The sequence below is a fragment of the Ruegeria sp. YKSD179 genome (assembly GCF_059612885.1).
Window position 1 is genome coordinate 1 of the sequence record NZ_JBXWRL010000058.1, and the last position, 24,112, is coordinate 24,112.

Consider the following 24,112-nt stretch of genomic DNA (forward strand, 5'->3'; position numbering starts at 1 on the left):
TCCACAAACGCGGCTCGGTTGGCGTTGTCTCGCGTTCGGGCACGTTGACTTATGAGGCAGTCAAGCAAACCACTGATGTCGGTTTGGGTCAGTCCACTTGTGTCGGTATCGGAGGCGATCCGATCAAAGGTACGGAACATATCGACGTGCTGGAATGGTTTCTGGCGGATGATGAGACTGAGTCAATAATCATGATCGGCGAGATTGGCGGTTCGGCCGAAGAAGAAGCCGCGCAGTTTCTGGCGGATGAGGCCAAGAAGGGCCGCAAGAAACCAACCGCTGGCTTCATTGCAGGTCGCACCGCACCTCCGGGCCGCAGAATGGGTCACGCGGGTGCAATTGTCGCCGGCGGTAAAGGTGGTGCCGAGGACAAGATCGAAGCAATGCGGTCGGCCGGCATTGTCGTAGCTGAAAGCCCTGCACAGCTGGGTGAGGCTGTGCTTGAAGCAATCGGCTGACAGCGTCGTTATGATTGGTTAAATCGGGAGGAAGAAACACATGACTTTTAGCGACGCCGTTAAAACGTGTTTCTCGAAATTCCTTACGTTCTCGGGCCGTGCGTCGCGGCCCGAGTACTGGTTCTTTTTTCTATTTATCGTGATCTGGAACGTAATCGCAGGGATCATTGACTGGCAGTTTTTTACTCAGGTTACAACGGCCGAAGCCGATGGAGTTAAGTCAGTTTCGGCTACTTCCTCTCAACCGGTCCAATCCATCGCAGGCCTAATCGTCTTCTTCCCGCATCTGGCAGTCGCTTGGCGGCGCATGCATGACACTGGGCGCAGCGGTCTTTACGCCTTGCTGCCGATCCTACTGATAATTGGTGCATTTGCAGTCTTAATCTTTGGTATTGGTATCGCATCCAGCTTCCAACATGGTGGAACCATGGACATTCTTTTCACGCGCGCCACTCTGCTGATTGTTATTCCGACATTGCTAGTTTTATTTGTGTCACCCCTTTTGGTGCTTTGGTGGCTGACCCGACCCAGTCAGCCAGGCGCAAATCAATACGGTCCCAACCCACATGAGGTAGCCCAATGACCGAACATTCGCCCAACTCTGCCTTTCATGCTTCAAGCTTCATGCAGGGACACAATGCTGAGTATCTGGAACAGCTTTATGCCCAGTACACCAAAAACCCTGGAGCGGTGGACGCTGCCTGGGCCGAGTTTTTCAAGGCTATGGGCGATGCCTCACCGGACGTACAGAAAGAGGCCGAAGGCCCGTCGTGGGCGCGCAACGATTGGCCCCCGATGCCCTCAGACGACCTGACCGGAGCGCTTACTGGCGAATGGGCTGAGATCGATGCCAAAGCTGCTGGCAAGAAGATCAAAGAAAAGGCTGACGCCAAAGGCGTCGAAGTTAGTGAAGACCAAGTTAAACGCGCGGTGCTGGACAGCCTGCGGGCGCTGATGCTGATCCGGGCCTATCGCATTCGCGGCCATCTGGCCGCTGATTTGGACCCGCTTGGAATGCGCGCAGCCAGCACGCACCCCGAACTTGATCCCAAAACCTATGGCTTCACAGAAGCCGATATGGACCGGCCAATTTTCATCGATAATGTGCTGGGCCTTCAAATGGCCTCGATGCGGCAGATTGTCGAGATTGTAAAGCGCACCTATTGCGGCACATTTGCACTGCAATACATGCATATTTCAAACCCGGAAGAGGCCGCATGGCTCAAAGAGCGGATTGAGGGTTACGGCAAAGAAATCTCGTTCACTCGCGAAGGGCGCAAGGCAATTCTGAACAAGATGGTCGAAGCCGAAGGCTTCGAAAAGTTCCTGCATGTGAAGTATATGGGCACCAAGCGTTTCGGCCTGGACGGGGGTGAGGCCCTGATCCCAGCTATGGAACAGATTATCAAGCGGGGTGGTGCACTCGGCGTCAGCGACATCGTCATTGGTATGCCGCACCGAGGCCGTTTAAACATCCTCGCTAACGTTATGCGCAAGCCCTACCGGGCGATCTTTAACGAATTTCAGGGCGGCAGCTTTAAACCCGAAGACGTGGATGGATCTGGCGATGTAAAATACCACCTCGGTGCGTCAAGTGACCGCGAGTTCGACGGCAACAGCGTTCATCTTTCGCTGACAGCCAACCCCAGCCACCTTGAAGCTGTCAACCCCGTGGTATTGGGCAAAGTCCGCGCCAAGCAGGATCAGCTGAACGATACTGAACGCACAAGAGTGATGGGCATACTTTTGCATGGAGATGCAGCGTTTGCCGGTCAAGGTGTTGTAGCCGAAGGATTTGGCCTGTCAGGATTGCGCGGACATAAGACAGGCGGAACAATGCATATCGTGGTGAACAACCAAATCGGATTTACCACAGCGCCGCATTTCTCGCGCTCCAGCCCGTATCCAACGGATATCGCACTGATGGTCGAAGCTCCGATCTTCCACGTTAACGGGGACGACCCCGAAGCAGTGGTGCACGCGGCGAAGGTGGCAACAGAATTCCGTCAGAAATTTCACAAAGACGTGGTCATCGACATCTTTTGTTATCGACGGTTCGGTCATAACGAGGGCGACGAACCCATGTTCACCAATCCGATAATGTACAAAAAGATTAAGACGCATAAAACCACGCTGTCGCTGTACACAGAACGGTTGGTCAAGGACGGACTGATCCCAGAGGGTGAAATTGAGGACATGAAAGCCGCCTTTCAGGCGCATCTGAACGATGAGTTTGACGCCGGCAAGGATTACAAGCCCAACAAGGCAGACTGGCTTGACGGTCGGTGGTCGCACCTGGACAAAAACAAGGAAGAGTATGTGCGCGGCGAAACCGCGATTACGCCCGAGACTCTGGCCGAGGTCGGCGCAGCCTTAACCCATGCTCCGGACGACATTGCTGTTCACAAGACAGTTGCAAGGCTGCTTGATCACAAAAAACAAATGTTCGATTCTGGCAAAGGCTTCGATTGGGCAACTGGGGAAGCACTGGCGTTTGGTTCATTGCTAACCGAAGGTTATCCGGTAAGACTGTCTGGCCAGGACGCAACGCGTGGTACGTTTAGCCAGCGACACTCGGGCTTTGTGCACCAGGAAACCGAAGAGCGGTATTATCCTCTAAATAACATTCGCGAGGGGCAGTCTCATTACGAAGTAATAGACTCGATGCTCAGCGAATATGCGGTCTTGGGGTTTGAGTATGGCTACTCTCTGGCGGAACCCAACGCGCTGACCTTGTGGGAAGCGCAATTCGGCGATTTCGCCAACGGTGCCCAAATCATGTTTGACCAGTTCATCAGCTCGGGTGAATCAAAGTGGCTTCGTATGTCCGGTTTGGTCTGCTTGCTGCCGCACGGATTCGAAGGCCAAGGGCCTGAACACTCGTCAGCTCGACTTGAACGGTTCCTGCAGATGTGCGGACAGGACAATTGGATTGTGGCGAATTGCACCACGCCAGCGAACTATTTCCATATCTTACGCAGGCAGTTGCACCGCACTTTCCGCAAACCTTTGATACTGGTTACGCCAAAGTCGCTGCTGCGTCACAAACTGGCCGTCAGCACGGCCCAGGAATTCACTACTGGTTCCAGTTTCCACCGGGTACTTTGGGATGACGCCCAACATGGAAATTCGGATACCAAGCTGGTGGCCGATGAAAAGATCAAACGCGTCGTGATGTGTTCTGGAAAGGTTTATTACGACCTTCTGGAAGAGCGGGATGCGCGCGGCATTGATGATGTCTATTTGCTTCGGATCGAGCAGTATTATCCCTTCCCGGCGCATTCTCTGATCAACGAGTTGAACCGCTTCAAAGGGGCGGAAATGGTCTGGTGTCAGGAAGAGCCAAAGAACCAAGGCGCATGGTCGTTTATTGAACCCAATATCGAGTGGGTCTTGACGCGCATCGGCGCTGATCACAAACGGCCGCGCTACGTCGGCCGCGCAACATCGGCCTCGCCCGCGACGGGTCTGGCTAGCCAACACAAAGCCCAACAAGAAGCGCTGGTGAACGAAGCGCTAAGCATTGAAGGAAAGTAAACGATGTCGATTGAAGTTCGTGTTCCCACGCTTGGCGAGTCGGTAACCGAAGCCACGGTTGCGACATGGTTCAAGAAACCTGGCGATGCAGTCGCTGTGGATGAGATGCTATGCGAGCTGGAAACAGACAAGGTGACGGTCGAAGTACCTTCGCCTGCAGCCGGAGTGATGGGCGAGATCGTCGCGGCAGAAGGTGAAACTGTTGGTGTCGACGCCCTTCTGGCAACCATTGTCGCTGGTGAAGGCGCGGCCCCTGAGCCTACCGCCGCTGCGCCTGCTCCGGCCACTACGCACGCCGCTTCGGGTGGCAGTATTGACGTGATGGTACCTACTCTGGGTGAATCGGTGACCGAGGCAACCGTGTCGACATGGTTCAAGCAAGTCGGTGACAGCGTCGCACAAGATGAAATGCTTTGTGAGTTGGAAACTGACAAAGTTTCGGTTGAGGTGCCCGCTCCGACATCGGGTGTTCTGGCCGAGATTGTTGCACCTGAAGGTGCAACGGTAGACGCTGCGGCAAGGCTGGCAGTGATTTCGGGCGCGGCTGCAGGAGCGGCTCCGGCATCAAAAGCTGCACCGACGACACCCGCTGCGACCGAGAGTTCTGGTAAAGACATTGCGAATGCGCCATCGGCTGAAAAAGCAATGGCAGAAGCGGGACTTTCTCCGGATCAAGTAAGCGGCACTGGGCGCGATGGGCGCATCATGAAAGAAGATGTGGCACGCGCGGTTGCGACCGCATCAGCACCAGCCCCCGCTGCGGAGGCTCCCGCCCCCGCCGCTCAAGCGGCGCGGGCCCCTGTCGCCGCCGAAGATGCATCACGTGAAGAGCGCGTGCGCATGACCCGACTGCGCCAAACAATCGCAAAACGCCTGAAGGACGCTCAAAACACCGCTGCCATCCTGACCACCTACAACGAAGTCGACATGACCGAAGTAATGGCCCTTCGAAGCCAGTACAAAGACCAGTTCGAAAAGAAGCACGGTGTGCGCCTGGGCTTTATGTCGTTTTTCACCAAGGCCTGCTGTCACGCACTGAAAGAAGTGCCCGAGGTGAATGCCGAGATCGACGGAACCGACATTGTCTACAAGAACTTCGTGCACATGGGCGTCGCCGCTGGTACACCGCAGGGTTTGGTTGTGCCCGTGATAAGGGACGCCGATAGCCTTTCGTTTGCTGAAATCGAAAAAGCAATTGCTGAAAAAGGCAAGCGCGCGCGCGACGGAAAACTGAGCATGGCAGAGATGCAGGGTGGGACCTTTACCATCTCGAACGGCGGGGTTTATGGCTCGTTAATGTCTTCGCCAATCCTCAACCCGCCGCAGTCAGGTATTCTTGGCATGCACAAAATTCAGGAGCGCCCAATGGTCATCAACGGAGAAATCAAGATTCGCCCGATGATGTATCTAGCCTTGTCTTATGATCACCGGATCGTAGACGGCAAAGGCGCCGTGACCTTTCTGGTCCGAGTTAAAGAGGCGTTAGAAGACCCACGTCGCCTGCTGATGGACCTCTAGCCATGACCACGCATGTTTTATGGCAGGCGGACGTGGCGGACTTTGATGTCTGGTTGAGTGTTTTTCGTGATGACAAACCGATGCGCGAAGCAGCCGGTATTCGTGATCTTAAAATATGGCGCGACCCTGACCAGCACGACCACGCGATAGCATTGTTCGAAATAACCGATCTGGAAAAGGCCCGGGATTTCTTTGAATCCGAAGAACTCGCTATGCACCTTGAACGAGGCGGGGTCGCGCATATCAAGATCAAAGTGCTCACGCCTGTGTAAAGCCAAACAAGTTCCCAAATTTGGGTCACCTTTCTAACAACACGCCCCGCGCGACTTAGGAGAAACAAAAATGGCAAACTATGACGTCATCGTAATCGGCTCGGGGCCTGGCGGCTATGTATGCGCTATCCGATGCGCTCAACTGGGTCTGAAAACCGCCTGTGTCGAAGGGCGTGAGACTTTGGGCGGCACCTGCCTGAACGTAGGTTGCATCCCGTCCAAAGCTTTGCTGCACGCTAGCCATAGTTTGCACGAGGCCGAGCATAACTTTGCCAAGATGGGTCTTAAGGGTAAAAGCCCCTCGGTCGATTGGAAACAAATGCAGGCCTATAAAGACGAAGTAATCGAGGGCAACACCAAGGGCATCGAATTCCTTTTCAAAAAGAACAAGATCGACTGGCTGAAGGGGTGGGGCTCGATCCCGGCGCCAGGGCAGGTAAAGGTGGGTGACGAGGTGCATACGGCCAAGAACATCATCATAGCGACTGGGTCCGAGCCGTCTTCTCTGCCGGGGGTCGAGGTTGACGAAAAAGTGGTCGTGACTTCTACCGGGGCTCTTTCGCTGAACAAAATACCGAAAAAGATGATTGTCATCGGTGCCGGTGTCATCGGGTTGGAACTGGGATCAGTGTACCAGCGGTTGGGTGCCGAGGTGACGGTTATCGAATTCCTCGATGTCATTACCCCGGGCATGGACCCCGAAGTACAAAAAACCTTCCAACGCATTCTCAAAAAACAGGGCCTTAAATTCGTCATGGGTGCGGCCGTTCAAAAAACCGAAGCAACCAAGACCAAAGCGAAAGTCACCTATAAATTGCGCAAAGACGATAGCGAGCACGTGATTGAGGCTGACACCGTACTGGTTGCCACCGGGCGTAAACCGTTCGCCGATGGGCTGGGCCTAGAGGCATTGGGTGTCGAGATGACCCCGCGTGGGCAAATCAAGGTCGGCGCCGATTGGCAAACTAATGTGTCCGGTATTTTTGCGATCGGCGACGTAATTGAAGGTCCCATGCTGGCGCATAAGGCTGAAGACGAAGGAATGGCCGCTGCCGAACAAGTCGCGGGCAAGCATGGGCATGTGAACTATGGAGTCATTCCGGGCGTAATTTACACTTGGCCAGAGGTCGCTAACGTCGGCGAAACCGAAGACACACTCAAGGAACAGGGCCGCGCTTACAAGGTCGGCAAATTCATGTTCATGGGCAACGGCCGCGCAAAAGCGAATTTTGCGGCGGATGGATTTGTCAAAATCCTGGCGGATAAAGAAACGGATCGGATACTGGGCGCTCATATTATCGGCCCGGCGGCAGGGGATCTTATTCATGAGGTTTGCGTAGCGATGGAATTTGGCGCTTCCGCCGAAGATCTGGCTCTTACCTGCCATGCTCACCCGACCTATTCCGAAGCAGTCCGAGAGGCAGCGCTTGCCTGCGGTGACGGACCAATTCACAGCTAAGATTGGAAGGGCCGGACGAGACACAGGTGGGCGATTAGCCCGCCTTTCGTCGCAGACGGATAAGCTGCTTTTAGCTGTCAAATTGTCGAATTCAGACTTAACGCGCCGTGCCTTAAATTCTGCTGGTACCCGATACTTACAAAGCTTAAGGCTGGCTCGGTTTGCGCACGGTCAGTTACTAGGTTTTCTGGACGATCGGGTTCAACCAGGCGTTCAGATAAACCTCCAACCTGTCCCTAAAACTTTGCGACTCATGCAAGGCACAATATTTTAGCGACATCGACTGAAGCGCAAAGGCTTGGACGCCCTCCGCAAGTAAATCAGCGGACACATCTCCACGCACTTCCGCAGATTCCAGCCAAACAGCAGTCATCCTGACATAGCGTTCAAAGCACATCGCGATAGGTCCGATCTCGGCAATTGCCGTGGCACCAGAATACCGGATAATCAGATCAAACACGTATCGTTCAGAAGTCATAAATGAATGAATAGGTTCAAGTGCATCGATAATTTCCAGCGCGGTTTTGGGCACTAAGCCCTTTTCAACCTGATCGAAGCAAGCCACGAGCTTTTGCCCTATTAGAATTTCCATCAATTCGTCTTTGTCGCGAAAATGTGCAAAAAACGTACCTTTGGCGACACCAGCCGCCTGAACTACTTCATCGACACGCAAAGCCTCGTATCCATTCTTTTCAATAACTGCTTCTGCAGCCGCAAATAAGCGGGCTCGTGTCTTTAGAGTTCTCTTTTGAATTGTCTTTTGCATTTGGTTTGATTGCACGTTTTTTGACCGTGGTCAAATTTTTTATTGACCGTGGTCATTTTTTGATTCTATAAATTGACCGTGGTCAAATTTAGGAGAACCCGATGCAACCCAAGAAGATCCTGATACTCGATGGACATCCCGGCGAAACCAGCCTGTCCAGAACTTTTGCACAAACCTACGCTGATGCAGCGCGTAAAAAGGGGCATGAAATCCGTTTGATTCATCTTAATGATCTGCAGTTCGACCACGACTTCGGTCAGGGCAATTACCATGAATTCAAACCACTGGAACCCGTTCTAGAACAGGTTTTGCAAGACTTTGAGTGGAGTGAACATCTTGTGCTAACGACGCCAATGTGGTGGGGCGGCCTGCCAGCAAAGCTTAAAGGACTGATCGATCGCATGTTCATTCCTGGACGCACATTTGATACCCGCAACACAACGAAAATCGGGTTTCCCGCCCCAATGTTAACAGGCAGAACCGCTCGGGTCATTTTGACCTCGGACACGCCGGGGTGGTTCATGCGCCTGATCTATCGCCAAGCCTTGATCCGCCAGGTTCGAGATCAGATTCTTGGTTTCGTTGGCTTCAAACCAACCCGTTTTACTTATTTCGCAGGAGCCAGCTATCCAAAACCCGGGAATGTCGACCGTTGGGTGGAAAAAGTAGCCAAGATTGGCGCGGCCGCCGTTTAATGGCAGTAGTTGTCGACTTATGTTACCACATCGTTTTGGCGGCGCGTTCACCCCATTCCTGATCGTATTGCGCGCCGCCTTCTTCACCCTCTGTAATTTCCGCCAAAATTTCACCTACTGTCGGCAAAGACGAGCTTTCATCACCTCTTGTCCAGATTCCGGCTCGTATCAATGCACGCGCGCATTGCGAATAGACCTCGGCGATTTTTACTACGATCACGGTGGAAGGGCGTCTCCCGCGTTTCTCAAATCGCTCTCTTAATATCTCATCTGCCGTCAGCTGAGCTGTGCCGTTCACCCTAACAACGTTGTTCGAACCGGGCACAAAAAACATTAGCGATACGCGCCCTTCGCGAACGATATTCCGCAGACTGTCCAACCGATTGTTGCCGCGCCAGTCAGGCAAAGCCAGAGTTCCTGGGTCCAGTTCCAACACAACTGGACCATCGTCGCCACGCGGACTACCGTCGACGCCTTCAGGTCCAACGGTGCTCAGAACGCAAAGGCGCGACGCGCTTATCCAATCACGATAGAGCGGAGTCAGCCGACGGGTCACTTTGCGCAAGGATGCAGAGCCCGGTTCACCGTAAAGCGCTTCAAGTTGCGTAATATTTTCAATGAATTCCATCAGGGTCAAATCCAACTTCTCGCATCAAAGCATCCGAGCGCATTTCGATGACCTCTTCCAGCCGTCCAAGAAATTCGTTGCGGGCTACGCCGGGTTCGATTGGGTCCAAAAAATCGACAATCGCAAGTCCCGGTTTGCGCAAGATACCTGTTCGGGGCCAAAAGACGCCTGCGTTTGTGGCAACCGGAATACAAGTAAAACCAAGCCCTTCGTACAATATTGCTGTTCCAACTTTGTAAGGTTTGTGGACGCCCGGCGCGACCCGAGTGCCTTGAGGGTAGATGACCAGCTGTCCAGGTTCATTGAACTCTTTTGCAACGTCTTTGACCATCTTCGCCACCGCGGCGCCTTTCTTACCGCGATTCACTGGAATACATCCTAAACGCCGCGCATATAAGCCGATTATCGGCGTCCACAATAATTCTCGTTTCATAATGAACTTGCCGTGCGGAACGGCGTCAAAAATTACGATAATATCAAGAAAGGACTGGTGCTTTGCCCCAACAACAACCTCGCCTGTAGGCACAACTCCGCGCACTTCCGACCGGATGCCAACCATCCAACGTGCCAGCCACAAAGTCGTTCGTGCATACGTCTTGCAGGCCATAAGAGCGCCACGCTTGGCGAACAGTGCATAAGGCGCAAAGAAAAGGCCAAGGATCAGCATCCAAGCATAAATAGTGATCATAAAGATCAGCGATCGCACCCATTGAACGACCATTGTCATTACGACAGCTCCTTCAACTTTCGGCGAGCGGCAGACCATGTTGCGACAAAGGCAACACAGGCGCCCAATAACGGGATCAACGCCGGCGACAGCCACCCAATTCCCTGAAACCCGAGACCCGTCAAAAAACCGCCCTCCTCCGAAGCCTCAGGTAATAACAGAACTCCGCTCATGCCCAGCAGAGTACCTACCACAGCACCAAAAAACGCACGAAACGTGAAGCGTCTGACGAACGCACCTACGATGAACCGGTCTTTTGCACCAACCTGGCGCAGAACTTCGACAATCTGGGCATTGGCCGCCAGCGACGCGTTGGCCGCCAGTGTGATCATCGCGGCGGTAGCTCCTCCGATCAGCAAGATCGAAACCCAGCCCAACCGCCGAAGCGAATTTGCCGCGGTCACAAGCGGCTCGCGCCACCGCGAATGGTCGTCTAAAACAGCGCCGGGAACTTCGGCCCCAAGACGCAATCGCAGGCCCACTGCGTCCAGCCCGGGATCACCTTCCGTTATCTCAATTAGCTGTGGCACAGGCAATGTGTCCAACGGCAGATCCGGTCCAAACCACGGCGACAGCAAAGCCACTTGCTCTTCTGCGGTCAGTACACGTGCTGAAGCCACGCCAGGTGTTTGTCGCAGAACAACAAGTGCAGTCTCGGTCTGGGCCGCAAGTTGTTCGACTGGCGCGTTGATACGAAGTGTTGCCGCACCCGCCAGCTCCGACGCCCAGCGCTCTGCCAATCGTCCGGCGGCCAACGACAAAGCCAAGGCAAAAACGGCCAAAAACGCCATTGCACCCGAAACAAAAAGGGTCAGTTGCGCGGTAAATCCCGTGGGTGGAACAACACGATCGGCACGTCCGTCGCGCCGCAGCAGGTCTCGAACACCTTCACCGATCATAGGTCTGCCCCCGCGAGCTGTAGCTGCCGGTGGGAAATCCTAAGAACGCGGGCCTGTACCTGGCTTTTGGCAGCGCGAATCAGACCCAGGTCGTGGGTAGCAATCAGGATTGTTTTTCCCATTCGGTTCAGTTCAATCAGCAAGTGAAGAAGACGTTGAGACATTTCCCAGTCGACATTCCCAGTGGGTTCGTCCGCCAGCACCAGATCAGGTGATAAAATTACCGCACGCGCAAGTGCCGCGCGCTGCCTTTCGCCTCCAGACAACTCGGGTGGAAGCGCTTGAAGGCGGGAGCCAAGCCCGACCCAGTTCAAAAGCTCGGTAAGGTTTTCCTGTTCCGTCTCTGCGGTGCTCCCTGATACCGTCAAAGGTAACGCGACATTTTCTGCCACGGTCATATGATCCAGAAAGCGGCAATCTTGATGCACAATGCCTATCCGGCGTCGAAGCAATGCCATCTGATCACGATCCAAACTGGAAATGTCTTCCCCAAATGCGCTGAGACGACCCGAGTTTGGCAGCAATGCGCCATAACACAGCTTGAGCAAAGTGGTTTTACCCGCTCCGGATGGTCCCGTTAGAAAATGAAACGAACCGGGCTGCAGCTGTAACGAAACATCGCTCAGCAGCTCGCCGCCGCCATAACTGTAGCTGACATCTTCCAGCTCGATCACGCCTGTCCCCTTTATTATTCAGCCTCTCTTGCCCCAGAGAGGCAGCACTTTCAATGCCTCAGACAGTCCAATTGGCGACACTTAGCCCGCTAAACCGAAAACACGCTTTGCTGTTGAGCCTTAACGGAATATCATTGCAACAAAAATTTTGAACAGGCCGGCAGTCAGGCCAGGAGGCAGAATGAGACTCACATGTCCGAATTGTAGCGCTCAATACGAAGTGCCGGACGACGTCATCCCCGAAAATGGGCGTGACGTGCAATGTTCGAATTGCGAGCATACTTGGTTTCAGGCCAAGAATCAGGAAACTACCGACACACCAGAGCCGGTACAGCCGCCCCCCGCGAAGCCGGAACCGGAACCTGAACAGGTAAGTCCCACTGCGCAGACGGAAGCAGATACCGAAGATGATGCGATAGAGCCGGAAACAACCGTTGCCAGCTCGGGGAACGTGGATCCCGCAATCGCTGGCATCCTAAAGGAAGAAGCGGCTCGAGAATCCAAGTTGCGCGCCCAGGAAGGCACCAGTCTTGAAAGCCAACCAGACCTGGCGTTAGACCAACCTGATGAACCCAAAGTCAAACCTGCAAGACCGGCCGCTACAGCGACCTCTGAAGATGCAGGTCAGAAAGATGCGCTGCCCGATGTCCAGGCGATCAATACAGGATTGCAAAGCGATGACGTCAGCAAAAAGTCTGAAGACGTGCCAACAGCACAACGCAAATCGGGGGGGTTCCTGAGAGGTTTTGCGTTGATTCTGATTATAGGCGTGATCCTGTACTTGGTATACAGCAACGCCAACCAGATCGGCGAGGCCGTGCCTCAGGCTGATCCCGTCTTGAAATCCTATGTGTCATTGGTTGATCAAGCCCGGCTATGGCTTGAAACGCAAGCTGGCGGAGCGGTACAGAATTAACCTGTGCCGCTTGCGCAGATCAAAACCGCTCTAACAGGCGCTTAAGGTATTCAAGTTCGATCTGTGGTCGGTCCGTTTCACCGGTACGGCGCCGGATTTCATCTAACAGCTCACGAGCGCGGCGGTATACGTCTTCGCCCTGCAACAGGTTTTCTTCGGTTGAAATCGATCCGCCGGTTCCTTGATTTCGGCCAAGGGGATCACGGTTGTTGGCCTGCATGTCTCCGTCTTGGGTACCTTGACCAGGCTGGTTTTGCTGGTTTTGCGCCAATGCTTCGCCCAATGACCGCATTCCTTCGCGCAAAGCCTCCATCGCTTCGGATTGCCTGTCGATGGCTTCGGCTAAATCGTCGCCGCGAAGGGCGTCTTCGGCCTCATCCATGGCCCGGCCTGCCCGATCCAGCGCTTCTCGCGCGGCGTCGCCCTCGGGCGTTCCAGATCCGGGCAAACCCTGTTGCTGTCGGCTCAATTCGTCTCGAAGGGCCTGCTGACGATCAGCCAGCGTTCCCTGACCCTGCTGGCCTTCGCCGGCTTGATCAGTTCCCTGACCCTGTCCGCCCTGCCCTTCGTGGCTCTGGCCACGGCCCTGACCGCCAGATCTGCCTTCGTTGCCTTGGCTTTCGCCAGCTTGCGCGCCCGGATTAAACTGTTCCTGCAGATCCCGGAATGCTTGATCACTAAGACCCTGTTGTTCGCGCAAGGTTTCGGCAAGTCCTTCCATTGCCTGCTGGCCTTCAGACTGACCACCCTGCCCCTGACCCTGCGTTACCCGCATGTTGTCCATCATCTGTTGGAACTCTTCCAGCGCTTGCTGCGCCTCAGCCATACGGCCCTGCTCCATCAGCTCTTGGATGCGGTCCATCATCTCCTGCAGATCATTCTGGGTCATCTGCATCGTTTCGCCGTTTTGACCCTGCTGCCGCTCGCCACCTTCACCGTTTTCCTGTGCAAGACGTTGCAGTTGCTGCAAATAATCCTGAGTCGCCTCACGCAATTCCTGCATCAGTTCAGCGATCTCTTCATCGCTGGCACCGTTTTGCATAGCCTCGGTCAGACGTTCCTGTGCTCGCCGCATACGTTCCAAAGCGTCCGCCAGAGTGCCATCTTCTATGAGAACGGCAAGATCCCACAAAGCTTGTGCAATTTCCTCTTGTTGTTTGGGTTTCAGGCCGTAGGCGTTGAAAGTCTCAAGCCGTCTAAGCGTGACGCGAAGACGAAGATACGCAGTGTCAGACCGAAACAAGTTTTCGGGCTTGTGCGACACCGCCCGCAAAACCTGCGCTACACGGGTCGCATTCGACCGGGTCCACAGCAGGTCACGACGTTGCTCGATCACTGCGGCTGCCAGCGGATCGAAAAAACGGCGGGCAGGCAAAGCCGTCTGAAACGGCTCGGAATAAGAACGTTGATCGGCTGCGTCTTGAGCCATCAGTGAAATTGTGACCGGTAAATGCGCCCAAGGGTGTTCCGAAAAGTCTTCGATCAGATCTTCAGTGAAATCAGCGCGGTCACCCGTGATGGGCATAGGCAATTCCACCTCGATTATTTCTCGCGGCTCGGGCTCTGTTGACAAACCGAAACGTCTGTCAACCGACGCTAGGTCCAACTCGATTACGGCCGCCCCGGACACCACGCCATAGTCATCGCTGGCCGAAAAGGGCAGTTTCATCTGACCTCCAGCTTCAGCTTCGGCCGCGCCAGATACCGAAATAATAGGGGCCTCGTCCGAAATGACATCCAACACCCAGTCACGCCCAGCGGGGCCTTCGATGGTCATTTGACCAGACCACTCCGCGACAAAGTCCTGCTCGGGATCGGTTGCAAGCTCGGCGCCAGCGGTCGAGGTGGTCTCTGTCAGGCTATGTGCGCCGACCTCACCGTAGAACCGTAGTGTGATCCGGCTGCCCTGAGGCACTGACAGTGTCGGGTCCTTCTGATCCGCCAGATAAAGCGTCGGCAACCCGGTGTATCGTGGCGGTTCAACCCACCCCTCCCACGTCGGTCCCTGGCCTGCCGACGCAGTGCCGGGGGTCATGTCTGCAACTGAACCAATTCGCCAAAAGGATCCAAACAGTGTCGCTATCACAAGCGCAAGCAAAGCCGCATATCGCAGAGCGTAGGGGTCATGCGATGCAATCCTTAGGTCAGGTTTAACCGGCTCGGCCAAAGCGGCTCTTTCCCCCATCCGAACCTGATGTGCACGCCACAAGGCAACCGAGTCTGCATCCATCGCTCCGATTGCCTGGTCATCCATCAAGGCTTGGATCGGGCGCCCCGGAAGGGTTTCATCAAGTCTTATCAAAGCTTCGGCGCGATTAGGTATGCGGAATCGCCGCAAGCCAAATACCGTTGTGCCAGCTAGAACAATCAGCACCACCGCACCAATTATCCATACGGTTTCGACGCCCACCATGTCCTGAAGCCCCAGCATTAGAGCCGCAAGAATCACCATTAGAACAGACAAGAAGGGCCAGAAGGCGCGCCACGCTCTTTCGGCCAACATCCCGGCATGTGTCAGCCAAAGCGACAATCGTGGAATAGGCAGGTTTGGTCTATTGCTCAAAACGGGCCTCCTGATCGGCCCGACGCGATCACTGCGTCAAAGCCACGAGGGTATGGTATCGCGGTTTATGATTTCGTCAAAGCTTGGCCGTTCACGAATAACTGCAAATTGATCCCCGTTAACCAGAACCTCGGGTATCAGAGGGCGGGTATTGTATTCGCTTGACATTACTGCACCATATGCGCCCGCGCTACGGAATGCGATCAGATCACCAGCGACCAAAGGAGGCATGTTGCGTTCTTTGGCAAATGTGTCGCCAGTTTCGCAAACGGGGCCAACTATATCATAAGGTTGCTGCTCAACACCCGGATCGGGTTCCTTTACAGCGACAATATCATGGTGAGCCTCGTACATGGCCGGTCGAATCAGATCATTCATAGCACCGTCCAAAATAAGGAAGTCTCGTCCCTCACCAGATTTGACATAAATGACCTTGCTGACCATTAAACCGGCGTTGCCCGCGATCAAACGGCCCGGTTCAATCTCGATCTCACAACCCAGATGGCCCACGGTTCTTTTGATCAATGCACCGTACTCAATGGGAAGCGGCGGTGCTTCATTGGACCGGGTATAGGGTATTCCCAAACCACCCCCAAGATCGAGGCGCCGGATGGTGTGCCCCTCGCTACGCAGCCGCTCGGTCAGCTCGGCCACCTTGGCATAGGCCATTTCGAATGGCTCTAACTCTGTCAATTGCGAGCCGATATGGACATCAATCCCAATAACTTCCAGACCCGAAAGGCTTGCGGCATGAGCATAGACGTCTGATGCACGAGATATGGGAATTCCAAACTTATTCTCGGATTTTCCGGTCGCGATTTTAGCGTGCGTTTTGGCGTCGACGTCGGGGTTTACACGCACAGTGATCGGCGCGACGACACCTAACGCCAGAGCAACCGAATTGATGACTTCCATCTCAGGCTCGGACTCGACGTTGAACTGCCGGATACCTCCGGTCAGCGCCGTGCGGATCTCGTCCGCAGTTTTTCCGACGCCGGAAAACACAATCCTTTCGCCCGGTACACCGGCAGCCTTGGCGCGCAAATATTCCCCGCCCGATACAACATCCATACCCGCGCCTGCCTGCGCCAGTGTTTTCAGTATCGCCTGATTGCTGGCAGCCTTCATGGCATAGCAAACAAGGTGATCGGTTCCCTCAAGCGCATCATCAAACAGTTTGAAATGGCGCAACAGCGTGGCCGTCGAATACACATAGAAAGGCGTTCCGACCGCGGCAGCGATTTCGGAAATTGGGACGTCCTCGGCGTAAAGCGCGCCGTCGCGGTAGAGAAAATGATCCATGCCTGCGCGCTTAGACCAAAAACTGCGTAGGGATCAAATGATTCCGCGCAATTGCACACATGCCTAGAACGTTGTCGACGCGCCGGCCCGCGCGTAGCCAGATACCGAAACCCCGGACCCACTGCGTTCATCTGCCGTTTCCTGCCGCGGAGATTGAGTCGGATCACAAGCAGCGAGGACAACAAAGCAAAGCATTACGCAAACGGTCTTCATCAAATCCTCATCAATGCGGGAACCCACTGGATTTTTAAGTTACGCTAAAATAGCAGCGATCAAGCCATTTCAATAAATTTGGCTCAAAGCCCCAGATATACGCCTAACCCGCCGCGCTGCAGGCCGATACCACCGCCGATATGCACCCCGCTGGTGCCAACACCAACGTTTGCGCTCATGGTGGGCTGCGTGGGCTCTCCATCCGCACCACACCCGCTGAGGACAAGACCAGCCGCGATCAGAAGGATTACACTCAGTATTCGCATCACACCTGCGCCTTCCATCGTTTAATTTGGGCACGCACCTGATCAGGGGCCGTACCTCCGTAGGACTGTCGCGAGTGTACAGAATTCTCGACTGTAAGCACAGAGTAGACATCATCTGTAATTTCCGACTTAACAGACTGCATGTCTTCCAGCGTCAGGTCGGGCAGGTCGCAGCCTTTTTTTTCGGCTATTGCCACTAGTGAGCCTGTCACATGATGGGCATCGCGGAACGGCAGCCCCAAAACACGTACCAACCAATCTGCGAGATCGGTGGCGGTTGAAAAACCCGAACCTGCAGCTGAGGCGAGGCTTTCACGGTTGGCGGTCATGTCTTTGACCATTCCTTCCATAGCCGCCAAAGCCAGCATCCAGTTGTCCGCCGCGTCAAACACCTGTTCCTTGTCTTCCTGCATGTCCTTGGAATAGGCGAGCGGCAGGCCCTTCATCACCATCATCAACGCGGTATTGGCACCAAATATCCGACCAACTTTGGCGCGGATCAGCTCGGCCGCGTCAGGATTTTTCTTTTGTGGCATGATAGATGAGCCTGTGGAAAACCTGTCGGACAAGGTGACAAAGCGGACCTGGGCTGACGACCAGATCACCAGCTCTTCGGCAAACCGGGACAAATGAACGGCACAAATTGAGGCGGTAGATAGAAATTCCAACGCAAAATCCCTATCGCTGACGGCGTCCAGAGAGTTCGCCGCAGGGCGATCAAAACTCAGCGCTTCGGCGGTCATTTGGCGATCAATCGGGAAGGAAGTTCCCGCCAATGCGGCCGCGCCCAAAGGCGATTCATTCATACGGGAACGCGCGTCGCGAACGCGAGACAGGTCGCGGCCAAACATCTCGACATAGGCCATCATGTGGTGGCCCCATGTGACCGGTTGCGCGGTTTGCAGGTGGGTAAAGCCGGGCATAACCCAATCTGCGCCGGCCTCAGCTTGCGCCAAAAGTGCCCGGATCAAAGCAAGCAAACCACTTTCTGCCGCGTCTAGCTGATCGCGCACCCAGAGTTTGAAGTCGGTTGCCACCTGATCGTTTCTGGACCGACCGGTGTGCAATCGACCGGCTGGGTCGCCAATGATCTCTTTCAGGCGCGCTTCGACATTCATATGTATGTCTTCAAGCGCGGTTGAAAATTTGAATTCTCCGCGTTCAATTTCTGACAATACGGTGAGCAGCCCTTCCCGAATGGCCTGAGCATCACTATCAGTTATCACGCCTGTAGCCGCAAGCATGGCGGCGTGGGCGCGCGAGCCTGCGATGTCTTGGGCCGCCATCCGCTGATCGAACCCGATCGAGGCATTGATCGCCTCCATTATCGCGTCTGGACCAGCGGCAAAGCGGCCGCCCCACATCTGGTTCGAGGTTTGGTCGGTCATGTTGGAAAACCCGGAGTTAATATGCGCCTTGTTAGTCTGATCCCCCTTTATATGGCCCTCGCGCTGGGTGCAAACACGGCTTTGGCTGCTGATCCGGCAACGATCGAGGCTTTGCGCGAGGACAGCATGAAACGGCTGATCGTGCATAAGGAGCCCAAGGAAGCAAAAACAATCGAGTTTCAGCTCGAAGATGACGGGGGCGTAGGTACTCTGGAAGACTTTCGTGGCAAATACTTACTGGTGAACTTTTGGGCCACTTGGTGCGCGCCTTGCCGTGTGGAGATGCCACAGATCGCCGAACTTCAAGAAGAGTTTGGGGGCGAAAAATTTCAGGTTCTGACATTGGCGACCGGCCGCAATAACCCAGCGGGCATCAAGAAATTCTTTGCAGAAAACGGAATAGACAATCTGCCACGTCATCAAGATCCACGCCAGGCGGCCGCACGCGAGTTCGGCATCGTCGCCTTACCAATAACGGTTATATTGAATCCGGAAGGTCAGGAAATAGCCCGTATGATAGGCGACGCCGAGTGGAATTCAGAAAGCGCCAAAGCGATAATCTCTGCCTTGGTCAATGGCGCAAGCTGACTTGAGCAAAGATTTCATAATTTGTTTGTGCGTGAGAATAAGCCTCGATTCCGCGTCGGCATGAATGCGCGGGACACGGCAATGCGCCATAGCTCGAAAATTCTGGGCAGGCATGGTCAACGATAGTGGCCAGCCAACGGCAACAAGCCTGACGCCACGCTACCTTTGACACAAACCCGTCCCATCTGCACTCTGTCGCCGGGAGGGCAGCATGCCACTTGAAATATTGTTGGTTTTGGTGGTTGTCGGCATTTCCGGAATAGGACTGATGTTGCACCTGACCGGGCGTTCGCGGATGCGCGTTCTTACACATGACTTAGCTTGGCAGGACTGGCTTCGCCATTTTCCCGACGATGATGTAGTTGATGTTACCGTTTCACATGATGGCCATTTTGCTTTGATCCGAACAAAAGAAGTTGCCGGGCTATTATGGTCGTTCGGCGCTGACACCGCAGCCAGGCACTTGCTTGATTTTGATTGGCTCGAACATCCGGAAGGTTTCGAGATTCTGTTTCATGATTTCAGCATCCCCCGCGTAATTGTCCGTCTTGACGAAACCGAGCGCCGCCACTGGCGACACTTATTGGACCCCGTATGACAGAGCAGGTGAGTTTCCCAGATGCAGTACAATGGGCTGTCCCGTTTTTTATTGCCGCCATTCTGGCTGAGTTTGTTTGGATCGCAATCAAGGGTCGAGGCGGCCGTTACGAGACACGAGATGCACTGACATCGCTGATTATGGGCGCAGGCAATATTGCATCGGGGTTTCTGTTGGGCTTTATCGCTTACGCGTTTTTCATGTGGCTATGGCAGATTACTCCTCTGGATCTAGGAACTTCCGTCCCCGTAATTTTCATATGCTTTGTGCTGGATGACTTGCGTTACTATTGGGTGCATCGATTTGGGCATCGCATCCGCTGGGTCTGGGCTAGTCACGTGAACCACCACAGTTCGCAGCATTACAACCTGACGACAGCGCTGCGGCAGACATGGACCTATACGTTCACCTTCATGATGGTCGTGCGTGCGCCATTGATTTTACTGGGTTTTCATCCAGCTATGGTTCTCTTTGTTGGCGGTCTGAATCTGATTTATCAATTTTGGATCCACACAGAAGCAATCAGGAAAATGCCTCGCTGGTTCGAAGCAGTAATGAACACACCCAGTCACCACCGTGTGCATCACGGGCGCAACGCGCGTTATCTGGACTGCAATTATGCTGGGGTTTTCATTATCTGGGATAAGTTGTTTGGCACTTTTGTGCCCGAACAAGAAAGCGACAAGGTGGATTATGGGTTGGTACACAACATCGGCACCTTTAACCCGCTACGCGTGGCCTTTCACGAATGGGTGAGTATCTGGCGCGACGCGACTCAATCTGGATTGAGCTTGCGTCAGCGTCTGGCTTATTGCTTTGCGCCACCCGGATACAGTCATGACGGAAGCCGAAATAATTCCAATCAGATCAAGGCCAAGCATCTGGCCCGGCACCCCGAAGATCATGGTACCCCAGGATTCGAAGGGTTCAGCGCAAGCCGACAAAATGGTCTTGCGGACAGGTCATAAGTCGCCGATTTAAAAAATTAAACCTTGAAATCCGCTGGATTTCCGCCACATCGCACAAGTGTTTCAATATCGAGCGACCAGAACTCATGATGCGCCTGACAATAACCGCAACCGCGATAGGCCTTTTAGGCTTGGTAACAGCTATGCTCGCTGCACTCAGCCCGGAAATACCAGCAGCGATCCTGAGCTTGGGGTTCGGATTGGCGCTGGTGGGCTTTCTTGGTTCGGTGATCGGGGCGATTATCGCCATGGGTCGTGCTTGGCAATCTTCGCGCTAGAGAAACTTTTCCTGACAAAGGAAGTTTGTAAGTTTCATTAACTTCAAATTCATAAGTTTGCCCCGACATTGTGCTGGATGCCATTCCAGATATGCACAGAAATATGGTGCACGCATGCGGGACAAAAAACTCTCTGATTTGCCGGAAGGTTTGGACAGCCCTTTGAATGCTGCCGTCACTTCACGAGACCAATCGGTGCTGAACATGGCGACCGATGCGGTCAAACACAAGCAATGTAAACTTGCGTTTCAGCCCGTAATGCAAGCGAGGGTTCCACACAATGTAGCCTTCTACGAAGCGTTTATACGGGTTTTGGACGAAACCGGACGCGTCATTCCGGCCAGAGAATTCATGCCGCAAATCGAAAACACCCCTATTGGCCGTGACATAGATTGTATTGCGCTGGAAATGGGCCTTAGAACCCTACGGCAAAACCCTGGAATTCGCTTGTCCATAAACATGTCCGCGCGTTCGATAGGGTATACGCGCTGGTCTCGCATTTTGGACCGTTCCCTCAAAAAGGACCGCAGTCTAGGCGAAAGGCTTATTCTGGAAATCTCTGAAAGCTCTGCGATGCTGGTACCCGAATTGGTTATGGACTTCATGGATCGCCAGCAAGAACGAGGGATTGCATTTGCGTTGGACGACTTTGGCGCCAGCAATTTCAGCTTTCGACACTTTCGTGAGTTTCTGTTTGACGCGGCTAAGATCGACGGACAGTTCATTCGTGGCATAAATGAAAATCCAGACAATCAGGCGCTGGTGAGAGCATTAATTGCAGTCGCACGGGAGTTCGAAATCCTTGTGACTGCCGAATCGGTTGAAAGCAAAGCAGACGCCGAATTTCTGGTTGCAAACGGTGTGGATTGCCGACAGGGTTTTTTGTTCGGCGCGCCGTCTGTCACACCACCGTGGGCACCAGAAAATACGGTCAAAACGGCTGTTTAGACTGAAACCTTAGGTGCGGTATTGCGCCGAACTTGACGCTGAGACAAGGTGTCCATTGCTGCATATGCAGCATTGAGGTATGCCAGAGCCCACTAGGGCGGGGGATCACAAGTCGCTTTTGTTTTTTAAAGAGAGGCCTGTCATCCGAACATTCAGATCTCCTGCTGGACCATGACGGTAAAGGATTGACTATATGACGAACGTAGTAATCGCATCCGCAGCACGCACAGGTGTCGGCAGTTTCGGTGGTTCATTTGCGAACACCCCTGCACACGATCTGGGCGCTGCCGTCCTTGAAGCGGTAGTCGACCGCGCAGGGGTCGAAAAAGGCGAGGTAAGCGAAACCATCATGGGCCAGGTCCTTACAGCCGCCCAAGGTCAAAACCCCGCACGACAGGCGCACATCAATGCCGGACTGCCACAGGAAAGCGCTGCGTGGGGCATCAATCAGGTTTGCGGTTCGGGATTGCGAGCCGTGGCTTTGGGTGCCCAGCACATCCAACTGGGCGATGCCGATATTGTCTGCGCCGGAGGACAGGAAAACATGACCTTGTCGCCTCATGCCGCAGCCCTTCGCGCCGGCCACAAGATGGGTGACATGAAATACATCGACACGATGATACGCGACGGCTTGTGGGATGCCTTCAACGGTTATCACATGGGCCAAACGGCTGAAAACGTTGCCGAAAAGTGGCAGATCAGCCGCGACATGCAGGATGAATTCGCCGTCGCATCGCAGAACAAAGCCGAAGCGGCCCAGAACGCTGGCAAGTTCGCCGATGAAATCGTGCCCTTCACCATCAAGACCCGCAAGGGCGACATCGTGATGGACAAGGACGAATACATCCGCCATGGCGCGACCATGGAGGCGATGGCCAAACTGCGTCCGGCCTTCACCAAAGACGGATCGGTCACTGCGGCAAACGCTTCGGGCCTAAATGACGGTGCAGCGGCAACCCTGCTGATGTCGTCGGAGAATGCCGAAAAACGCGGCATCGAGCCTCTGGCCCGTATTGCGTCCTACGCGACCGCTGGCTTGGATCCGTCGATCATGGGCGTCGGCCCGATCTACGCCTCGCGCAAGGCGCTTGAAAAGGCGGGCTGGTCGGTTGACGATCTGGATCTGGTCGAGGCCAATGAAGCCTTTGCCGCACAGGCCTGCGCCGTGAACAAGGACATGGGCTGGGATCCGTCGATCGTGAATGTGAACGGCGGCGCGATTGCCATCGGTCACCCGATCGGGGCCTCGGGCTGCCGCGTTCTGAACACGCTTCTGTTCGAAATGAAACGCCGTGACGCCAAGAAGGGTCTTGCAACACTGTGCATCGGCGGTGGCATGGGCGTTGCCCTGTGCGTGGAGCGCGACTAAGTGCTTTGACAAGCGAACAAAAAGGGCGTCCGTTGGGCGCCCTTTTTTGTTACAACTGGGGCTTACCCCGAAGATGCGACAAAATCGCCGAGCGGAAACACTGAAACAGACACGAAACGATATTGCGCGATAATCTCACTCAGAGTAACAGAATTACCAAGATGACTAAATTTGGAGGAATCCTGAATGGCACGTACAGCACTCGTAACCGGCGGTTCCCGCGGTATTGGCGCAGCAATTTCCAAAGCGCTAAAAGCCGAAGGATACAATGTTGCAGCCACCTATGCAGGCAATGACGAAGCGGCCGCGAAATTTACCGAAGAAACTGGAATTAAGACCTACAAATGGAACGTTGCCGATTATGATGACTCCAAAGCGGGCATCGAAAAGGTCGAAGCTGAAGTGGGACCGATCGACATCGTTGTCGCCAACGCTGGTATAACGCGCGATGCGCCGTTCCACAAAATGACGCCAGAGCAGTGGCATCAGGTAATCGACACCAATCTGACCGGTGTATTCAATACTGTACACCCTGTGTGGCCGGGAATGCGTGAACGCAAATTCGGCCGCGTAATTGTCATTAGCTCGATCAACGGTCAAAAAGGCCAGTTTGCCCAAGTAAACTATGCCGCTACCAAGGCAGGCGATCTGGGTATTGTCAAATCACTGGCACAAGAGGGCGCGCGTGCAGGCATCACAGCCAATGCAATCTGTCCCGGTTACATCGCCACTGAGATGGTGATGGCCGTTCCAGAGAAGGTGCGCGAGGCCATTATCGGCCAAATCCCTGCTGGTCGTCTGGGTGAGCCGGAGGAAATCGCGCGTTGCGTTACGTTCCTGGCTTCGGAAGATTCACAGTTCATAAATGGATCGACTATTTCGGCCAACGGTGCACAGTTCTTCGTCTGATGCAGAGCGCTGGGACTAAAACGGGCCGACCTATTTGGGTCGGCCCGAAATGTATCCCGTAAGAACGCGCGCGCTGCGTTCAGCGGGAACCGAGAATCCATTTAACAACATTCCTGACAAATTTTCCGCGCTCGGAATGGGCGCGCTGAAAGGCGCGTTGAACTGAAAGATCG

General features: G+C 54.3%; 24 protein-coding genes. 15 read left to right on the forward strand and 9 right to left on the reverse strand.

Annotation, left to right across the window (positions count from 1 at the left end; all coding sequences use genetic code 11):
* The 6 genes from AC2FNE_RS20775 to lpdA all read left to right on the forward strand — a co-directional run.
* The coding region (locus tag AC2FNE_RS20775; protein WP_496806177.1) for a succinate--CoA ligase subunit alpha at window positions 1-458 on the forward strand (458 nt) is incomplete at its 5' end.
* Window positions 459-498: 40 nt separating this feature from the next.
* Window positions 499-1,041: a DUF805 domain-containing protein gene (locus AC2FNE_RS20780; protein WP_170474948.1), complete on the forward strand. Its 543-nt coding sequence runs from the start codon at window positions 499-501 to the stop codon at window positions 1,039-1,041.
* Window positions 1,038-3,995 (forward strand): 2-oxoglutarate dehydrogenase E1 component, encoded by a 2,958-nt coding sequence (locus AC2FNE_RS20785; protein WP_170605996.1) that lies wholly within the window; start codon window positions 1,038-1,040, stop codon window positions 3,993-3,995. The genes AC2FNE_RS20780 and AC2FNE_RS20785 overlap by 4 nt, the downstream gene beginning before the upstream one ends.
* Before the next feature lie 3 nt (window positions 3,996-3,998).
* A complete protein-coding gene (odhB, locus tag AC2FNE_RS20790; RefSeq protein WP_496806178.1) occupies window positions 3,999-5,513 on the forward strand; it encodes a 2-oxoglutarate dehydrogenase complex dihydrolipoyllysine-residue succinyltransferase in 1,515 nt (504 codons plus the stop codon).
* Window positions 5,514-5,515: 2 nt separating this feature from the next.
* Window positions 5,516-5,785, forward strand: coding sequence for a hypothetical protein (locus AC2FNE_RS20795; protein ID WP_170474940.1), 270 nt, complete (start codon window positions 5,516-5,518; stop codon window positions 5,783-5,785).
* A 70-nt stretch (window positions 5,786-5,855) separates the two neighbouring features.
* Window positions 5,856-7,244, forward strand: a complete 1,389-nt coding sequence (gene lpdA, locus AC2FNE_RS20800) for a dihydrolipoyl dehydrogenase (protein ID WP_170605992.1) — start codon at window positions 5,856-5,858, stop codon at window positions 7,242-7,244.
* 178 nt (window positions 7,245-7,422) lie between these two features.
* Here lpdA and AC2FNE_RS20805 read toward each other — a convergent pair whose 3' ends face one another.
* Window positions 7,423-8,010, reverse strand: a complete 588-nt coding sequence (locus tag AC2FNE_RS20805) for a TetR/AcrR family transcriptional regulator (protein WP_170605989.1) — start codon at window positions 8,008-8,010, stop codon at window positions 7,423-7,425.
* Window positions 8,011-8,111: 101 nt separating this feature from the next.
* Between AC2FNE_RS20805 and AC2FNE_RS20810 the strand changes: the two genes are divergently transcribed.
* Window positions 8,112-8,705 (forward strand): NAD(P)H-dependent oxidoreductase, encoded by a 594-nt coding sequence (locus AC2FNE_RS20810; protein WP_170605987.1) that lies wholly within the window; start codon window positions 8,112-8,114, stop codon window positions 8,703-8,705.
* A 22-nt stretch (window positions 8,706-8,727) separates the two neighbouring features.
* Here AC2FNE_RS20810 and AC2FNE_RS20815 read toward each other — a convergent pair whose 3' ends face one another.
* Genes AC2FNE_RS20815 through AC2FNE_RS20830 form a run of 4 tightly spaced genes read right to left on the reverse strand, consistent with a single transcriptional unit; the run spans window position 8,728 to window position 11,633 of the window.
* A complete protein-coding gene (locus AC2FNE_RS20815) occupies window positions 8,728-9,333 on the reverse strand; it encodes a pyridoxamine 5'-phosphate oxidase family protein (RefSeq protein WP_170605985.1) in 606 nt (201 codons plus the stop codon).
* Window positions 9,320-10,060: a lysophospholipid acyltransferase family protein gene (locus AC2FNE_RS20820; protein ID WP_170605983.1), complete on the reverse strand. Its 741-nt coding sequence runs from the start codon at window positions 10,058-10,060 to the stop codon at window positions 9,320-9,322. The genes AC2FNE_RS20815 and AC2FNE_RS20820 overlap by 14 nt, the downstream gene beginning before the upstream one ends.
* Window positions 10,060-10,959, reverse strand: a complete 900-nt coding sequence (locus AC2FNE_RS20825) for a cell division protein FtsX (protein WP_170605981.1) — start codon at window positions 10,957-10,959, stop codon at window positions 10,060-10,062. Before AC2FNE_RS20825 ends, AC2FNE_RS20820 begins: the two co-directional genes overlap by 1 nt.
* Window positions 10,956-11,633: a cell division ATP-binding protein FtsE gene (locus tag AC2FNE_RS20830; protein WP_170474922.1), complete on the reverse strand. Its 678-nt coding sequence runs from the start codon at window positions 11,631-11,633 to the stop codon at window positions 10,956-10,958. The genes AC2FNE_RS20825 and AC2FNE_RS20830 overlap by 4 nt, the downstream gene beginning before the upstream one ends.
* A gap of 181 nt (window positions 11,634-11,814) precedes the next feature.
* On the opposite strand from AC2FNE_RS20830, the gene AC2FNE_RS20835 reads away from it, so the two are divergent.
* The gene (locus tag AC2FNE_RS20835) at window positions 11,815-12,549 is read left to right on the forward strand and encodes a zinc-ribbon domain-containing protein (protein WP_496806179.1); all 735 of its coding nucleotides are present in this window, start codon (window positions 11,815-11,817) and stop codon (window positions 12,547-12,549) included.
* A 19-nt stretch (window positions 12,550-12,568) separates the two neighbouring features.
* Here the strand turns inward: AC2FNE_RS20835 and AC2FNE_RS20840 are convergent, their stop codons facing one another.
* The 4 genes from AC2FNE_RS20840 to argH form a co-directional block, all read right to left on the reverse strand.
* Window positions 12,569-15,112 carry a TIGR02302 family protein gene (locus AC2FNE_RS20840; RefSeq protein WP_496806180.1) on the reverse strand — a complete coding sequence of 848 codons (2,544 nt, stop codon included), beginning with the start codon at window positions 15,110-15,112 and terminating at the stop codon, window positions 12,569-12,571.
* A gap of 36 nt (window positions 15,113-15,148) precedes the next feature.
* Window positions 15,149-16,414: a diaminopimelate decarboxylase gene (lysA, locus tag AC2FNE_RS20845; protein ID WP_170605975.1), complete on the reverse strand. Its 1,266-nt coding sequence runs from the start codon at window positions 16,412-16,414 to the stop codon at window positions 15,149-15,151.
* Between the two features lie 296 nt (window positions 16,415-16,710).
* Window positions 16,711-16,893: an argininosuccinate lyase gene (locus AC2FNE_RS20850; protein ID WP_170605973.1), complete on the reverse strand. Its 183-nt coding sequence runs from the start codon at window positions 16,891-16,893 to the stop codon at window positions 16,711-16,713.
* Complete coding sequence (argH, locus tag AC2FNE_RS20855) at window positions 16,893-18,281, reverse strand: argininosuccinate lyase (RefSeq protein WP_170605971.1); 1,389 nt, start codon at window positions 18,279-18,281, stop codon at window positions 16,893-16,895. Before argH ends, AC2FNE_RS20850 begins: the two co-directional genes overlap by 1 nt.
* Before the next feature lie 21 nt (window positions 18,282-18,302).
* Here argH and AC2FNE_RS20860 point away from each other — a divergent pair, with 21 nt between their 5' ends.
* The 7 genes from AC2FNE_RS20860 to phbB all read left to right on the forward strand — a co-directional run bounded on the left by AC2FNE_RS20860 (window position 18,303) and on the right by phbB (window position 23,939).
* Window positions 18,303-18,869 carry a TlpA disulfide reductase family protein gene (locus AC2FNE_RS20860; RefSeq protein ID WP_170605969.1) on the forward strand — a complete coding sequence of 189 codons (567 nt, stop codon included), beginning with the start codon at window positions 18,303-18,305 and terminating at the stop codon, window positions 18,867-18,869.
* Between the two features lie 211 nt (window positions 18,870-19,080).
* Window positions 19,081-19,467: a hypothetical protein gene (locus AC2FNE_RS20865; protein WP_170474906.1), complete on the forward strand. Its 387-nt coding sequence runs from the start codon at window positions 19,081-19,083 to the stop codon at window positions 19,465-19,467.
* Window positions 19,464-20,435: a sterol desaturase family protein gene (locus tag AC2FNE_RS20870; protein WP_170605964.1), complete on the forward strand. Its 972-nt coding sequence runs from the start codon at window positions 19,464-19,466 to the stop codon at window positions 20,433-20,435. Before AC2FNE_RS20865 ends, AC2FNE_RS20870 begins: the two co-directional genes overlap by 4 nt.
* 86 nt (window positions 20,436-20,521) lie before the next feature.
* Window positions 20,522-20,713, forward strand: a complete 192-nt coding sequence (locus tag AC2FNE_RS20875; protein ID WP_170605962.1) for a hypothetical protein — start codon at window positions 20,522-20,524, stop codon at window positions 20,711-20,713.
* Window positions 20,714-20,827: 114 nt separating this feature from the next.
* Window positions 20,828-21,661 carry an EAL domain-containing protein gene (locus AC2FNE_RS20880; RefSeq protein ID WP_496806181.1) on the forward strand — a complete coding sequence of 278 codons (834 nt, stop codon included), beginning with the start codon at window positions 20,828-20,830 and terminating at the stop codon, window positions 21,659-21,661.
* Window positions 21,662-21,854: 193 nt separating this feature from the next.
* A complete protein-coding gene (locus AC2FNE_RS20885) occupies window positions 21,855-23,030 on the forward strand; it encodes an acetyl-CoA C-acetyltransferase (protein WP_170605960.1) in 1,176 nt (391 codons plus the stop codon).
* Window positions 23,031-23,216: 186 nt separating this feature from the next.
* Complete coding sequence (gene phbB, locus AC2FNE_RS20890) at window positions 23,217-23,939, forward strand: acetoacetyl-CoA reductase (protein ID WP_170474893.1); 723 nt, start codon at window positions 23,217-23,219, stop codon at window positions 23,937-23,939.
* Window positions 23,940-24,112: the final 173 nt, after the last annotated feature.

Excerpts from the sequence above, each read along its gene's own strand:
- AC2FNE_RS20850 (WP_170605973.1), bottom strand. The coding sequence starts at position 16,893 with ATGCGAATACTGAGTGTAATCCTTCTGATCGCGGCTGGTCTTGTCCTC.
- AC2FNE_RS20815 (WP_170605985.1), bottom strand. The coding sequence starts at position 9,333 with ATGGAATTCATTGAAAATATTACGCAACTTGAAGCGCTTTACGGTGAA.
- AC2FNE_RS20805 (WP_170605989.1), bottom strand. The coding sequence starts at position 8,010 with ATGCAAAAGACAATTCAAAAGAGAACTCTAAAGACACGAGCCCGCTTA.
- AC2FNE_RS20860 (WP_170605969.1), top strand. The coding sequence starts at position 18,303 with ATGCGCCTTGTTAGTCTGATCCCCCTTTATATGGCCCTCGCGCTGGGT.
- argH (WP_170605971.1), bottom strand. The coding sequence starts at position 18,281 with ATGACCGACCAAACCTCGAACCAGATGTGGGGCGGCCGCTTTGCCGCT.
- AC2FNE_RS20810 (WP_170605987.1), top strand. The coding sequence starts at position 8,112 with ATGCAACCCAAGAAGATCCTGATACTCGATGGACATCCCGGCGAAACC.
- AC2FNE_RS20780 (WP_170474948.1), top strand. The coding sequence starts at position 499 with ATGACTTTTAGCGACGCCGTTAAAACGTGTTTCTCGAAATTCCTTACG.
- AC2FNE_RS20835 (WP_496806179.1), top strand. The coding sequence starts at position 11,815 with ATGAGACTCACATGTCCGAATTGTAGCGCTCAATACGAAGTGCCGGAC.
- AC2FNE_RS20870 (WP_170605964.1), top strand. The coding sequence starts at position 19,464 with ATGACAGAGCAGGTGAGTTTCCCAGATGCAGTACAATGGGCTGTCCCG.
- AC2FNE_RS20880 (WP_496806181.1), top strand. The coding sequence starts at position 20,828 with ATGCGGGACAAAAAACTCTCTGATTTGCCGGAAGGTTTGGACAGCCCT.
- lpdA (WP_170605992.1), top strand. The coding sequence starts at position 5,856 with ATGGCAAACTATGACGTCATCGTAATCGGCTCGGGGCCTGGCGGCTAT.
- AC2FNE_RS20865 (WP_170474906.1), top strand. The coding sequence starts at position 19,081 with ATGCCACTTGAAATATTGTTGGTTTTGGTGGTTGTCGGCATTTCCGGA.
- AC2FNE_RS20825 (WP_170605981.1), bottom strand. The coding sequence starts at position 10,959 with ATGATCGGTGAAGGTGTTCGAGACCTGCTGCGGCGCGACGGACGTGCC.
- AC2FNE_RS20820 (WP_170605983.1), bottom strand. The coding sequence starts at position 10,060 with ATGACAATGGTCGTTCAATGGGTGCGATCGCTGATCTTTATGATCACT.
- AC2FNE_RS20885 (WP_170605960.1), top strand. The coding sequence starts at position 21,855 with ATGACGAACGTAGTAATCGCATCCGCAGCACGCACAGGTGTCGGCAGT.
- AC2FNE_RS20875 (WP_170605962.1), top strand. The coding sequence starts at position 20,522 with ATGATGCGCCTGACAATAACCGCAACCGCGATAGGCCTTTTAGGCTTG.
- lysA (WP_170605975.1), bottom strand. The coding sequence starts at position 16,414 with ATGGATCATTTTCTCTACCGCGACGGCGCGCTTTACGCCGAGGACGTC.
- AC2FNE_RS20785 (WP_170605996.1), top strand. The coding sequence starts at position 1,038 with ATGACCGAACATTCGCCCAACTCTGCCTTTCATGCTTCAAGCTTCATG.
- odhB (WP_496806178.1), top strand. The coding sequence starts at position 3,999 with ATGTCGATTGAAGTTCGTGTTCCCACGCTTGGCGAGTCGGTAACCGAA.
- AC2FNE_RS20795 (WP_170474940.1), top strand. The coding sequence starts at position 5,516 with ATGACCACGCATGTTTTATGGCAGGCGGACGTGGCGGACTTTGATGTC.
- phbB (WP_170474893.1), top strand. The coding sequence starts at position 23,217 with ATGGCACGTACAGCACTCGTAACCGGCGGTTCCCGCGGTATTGGCGCA.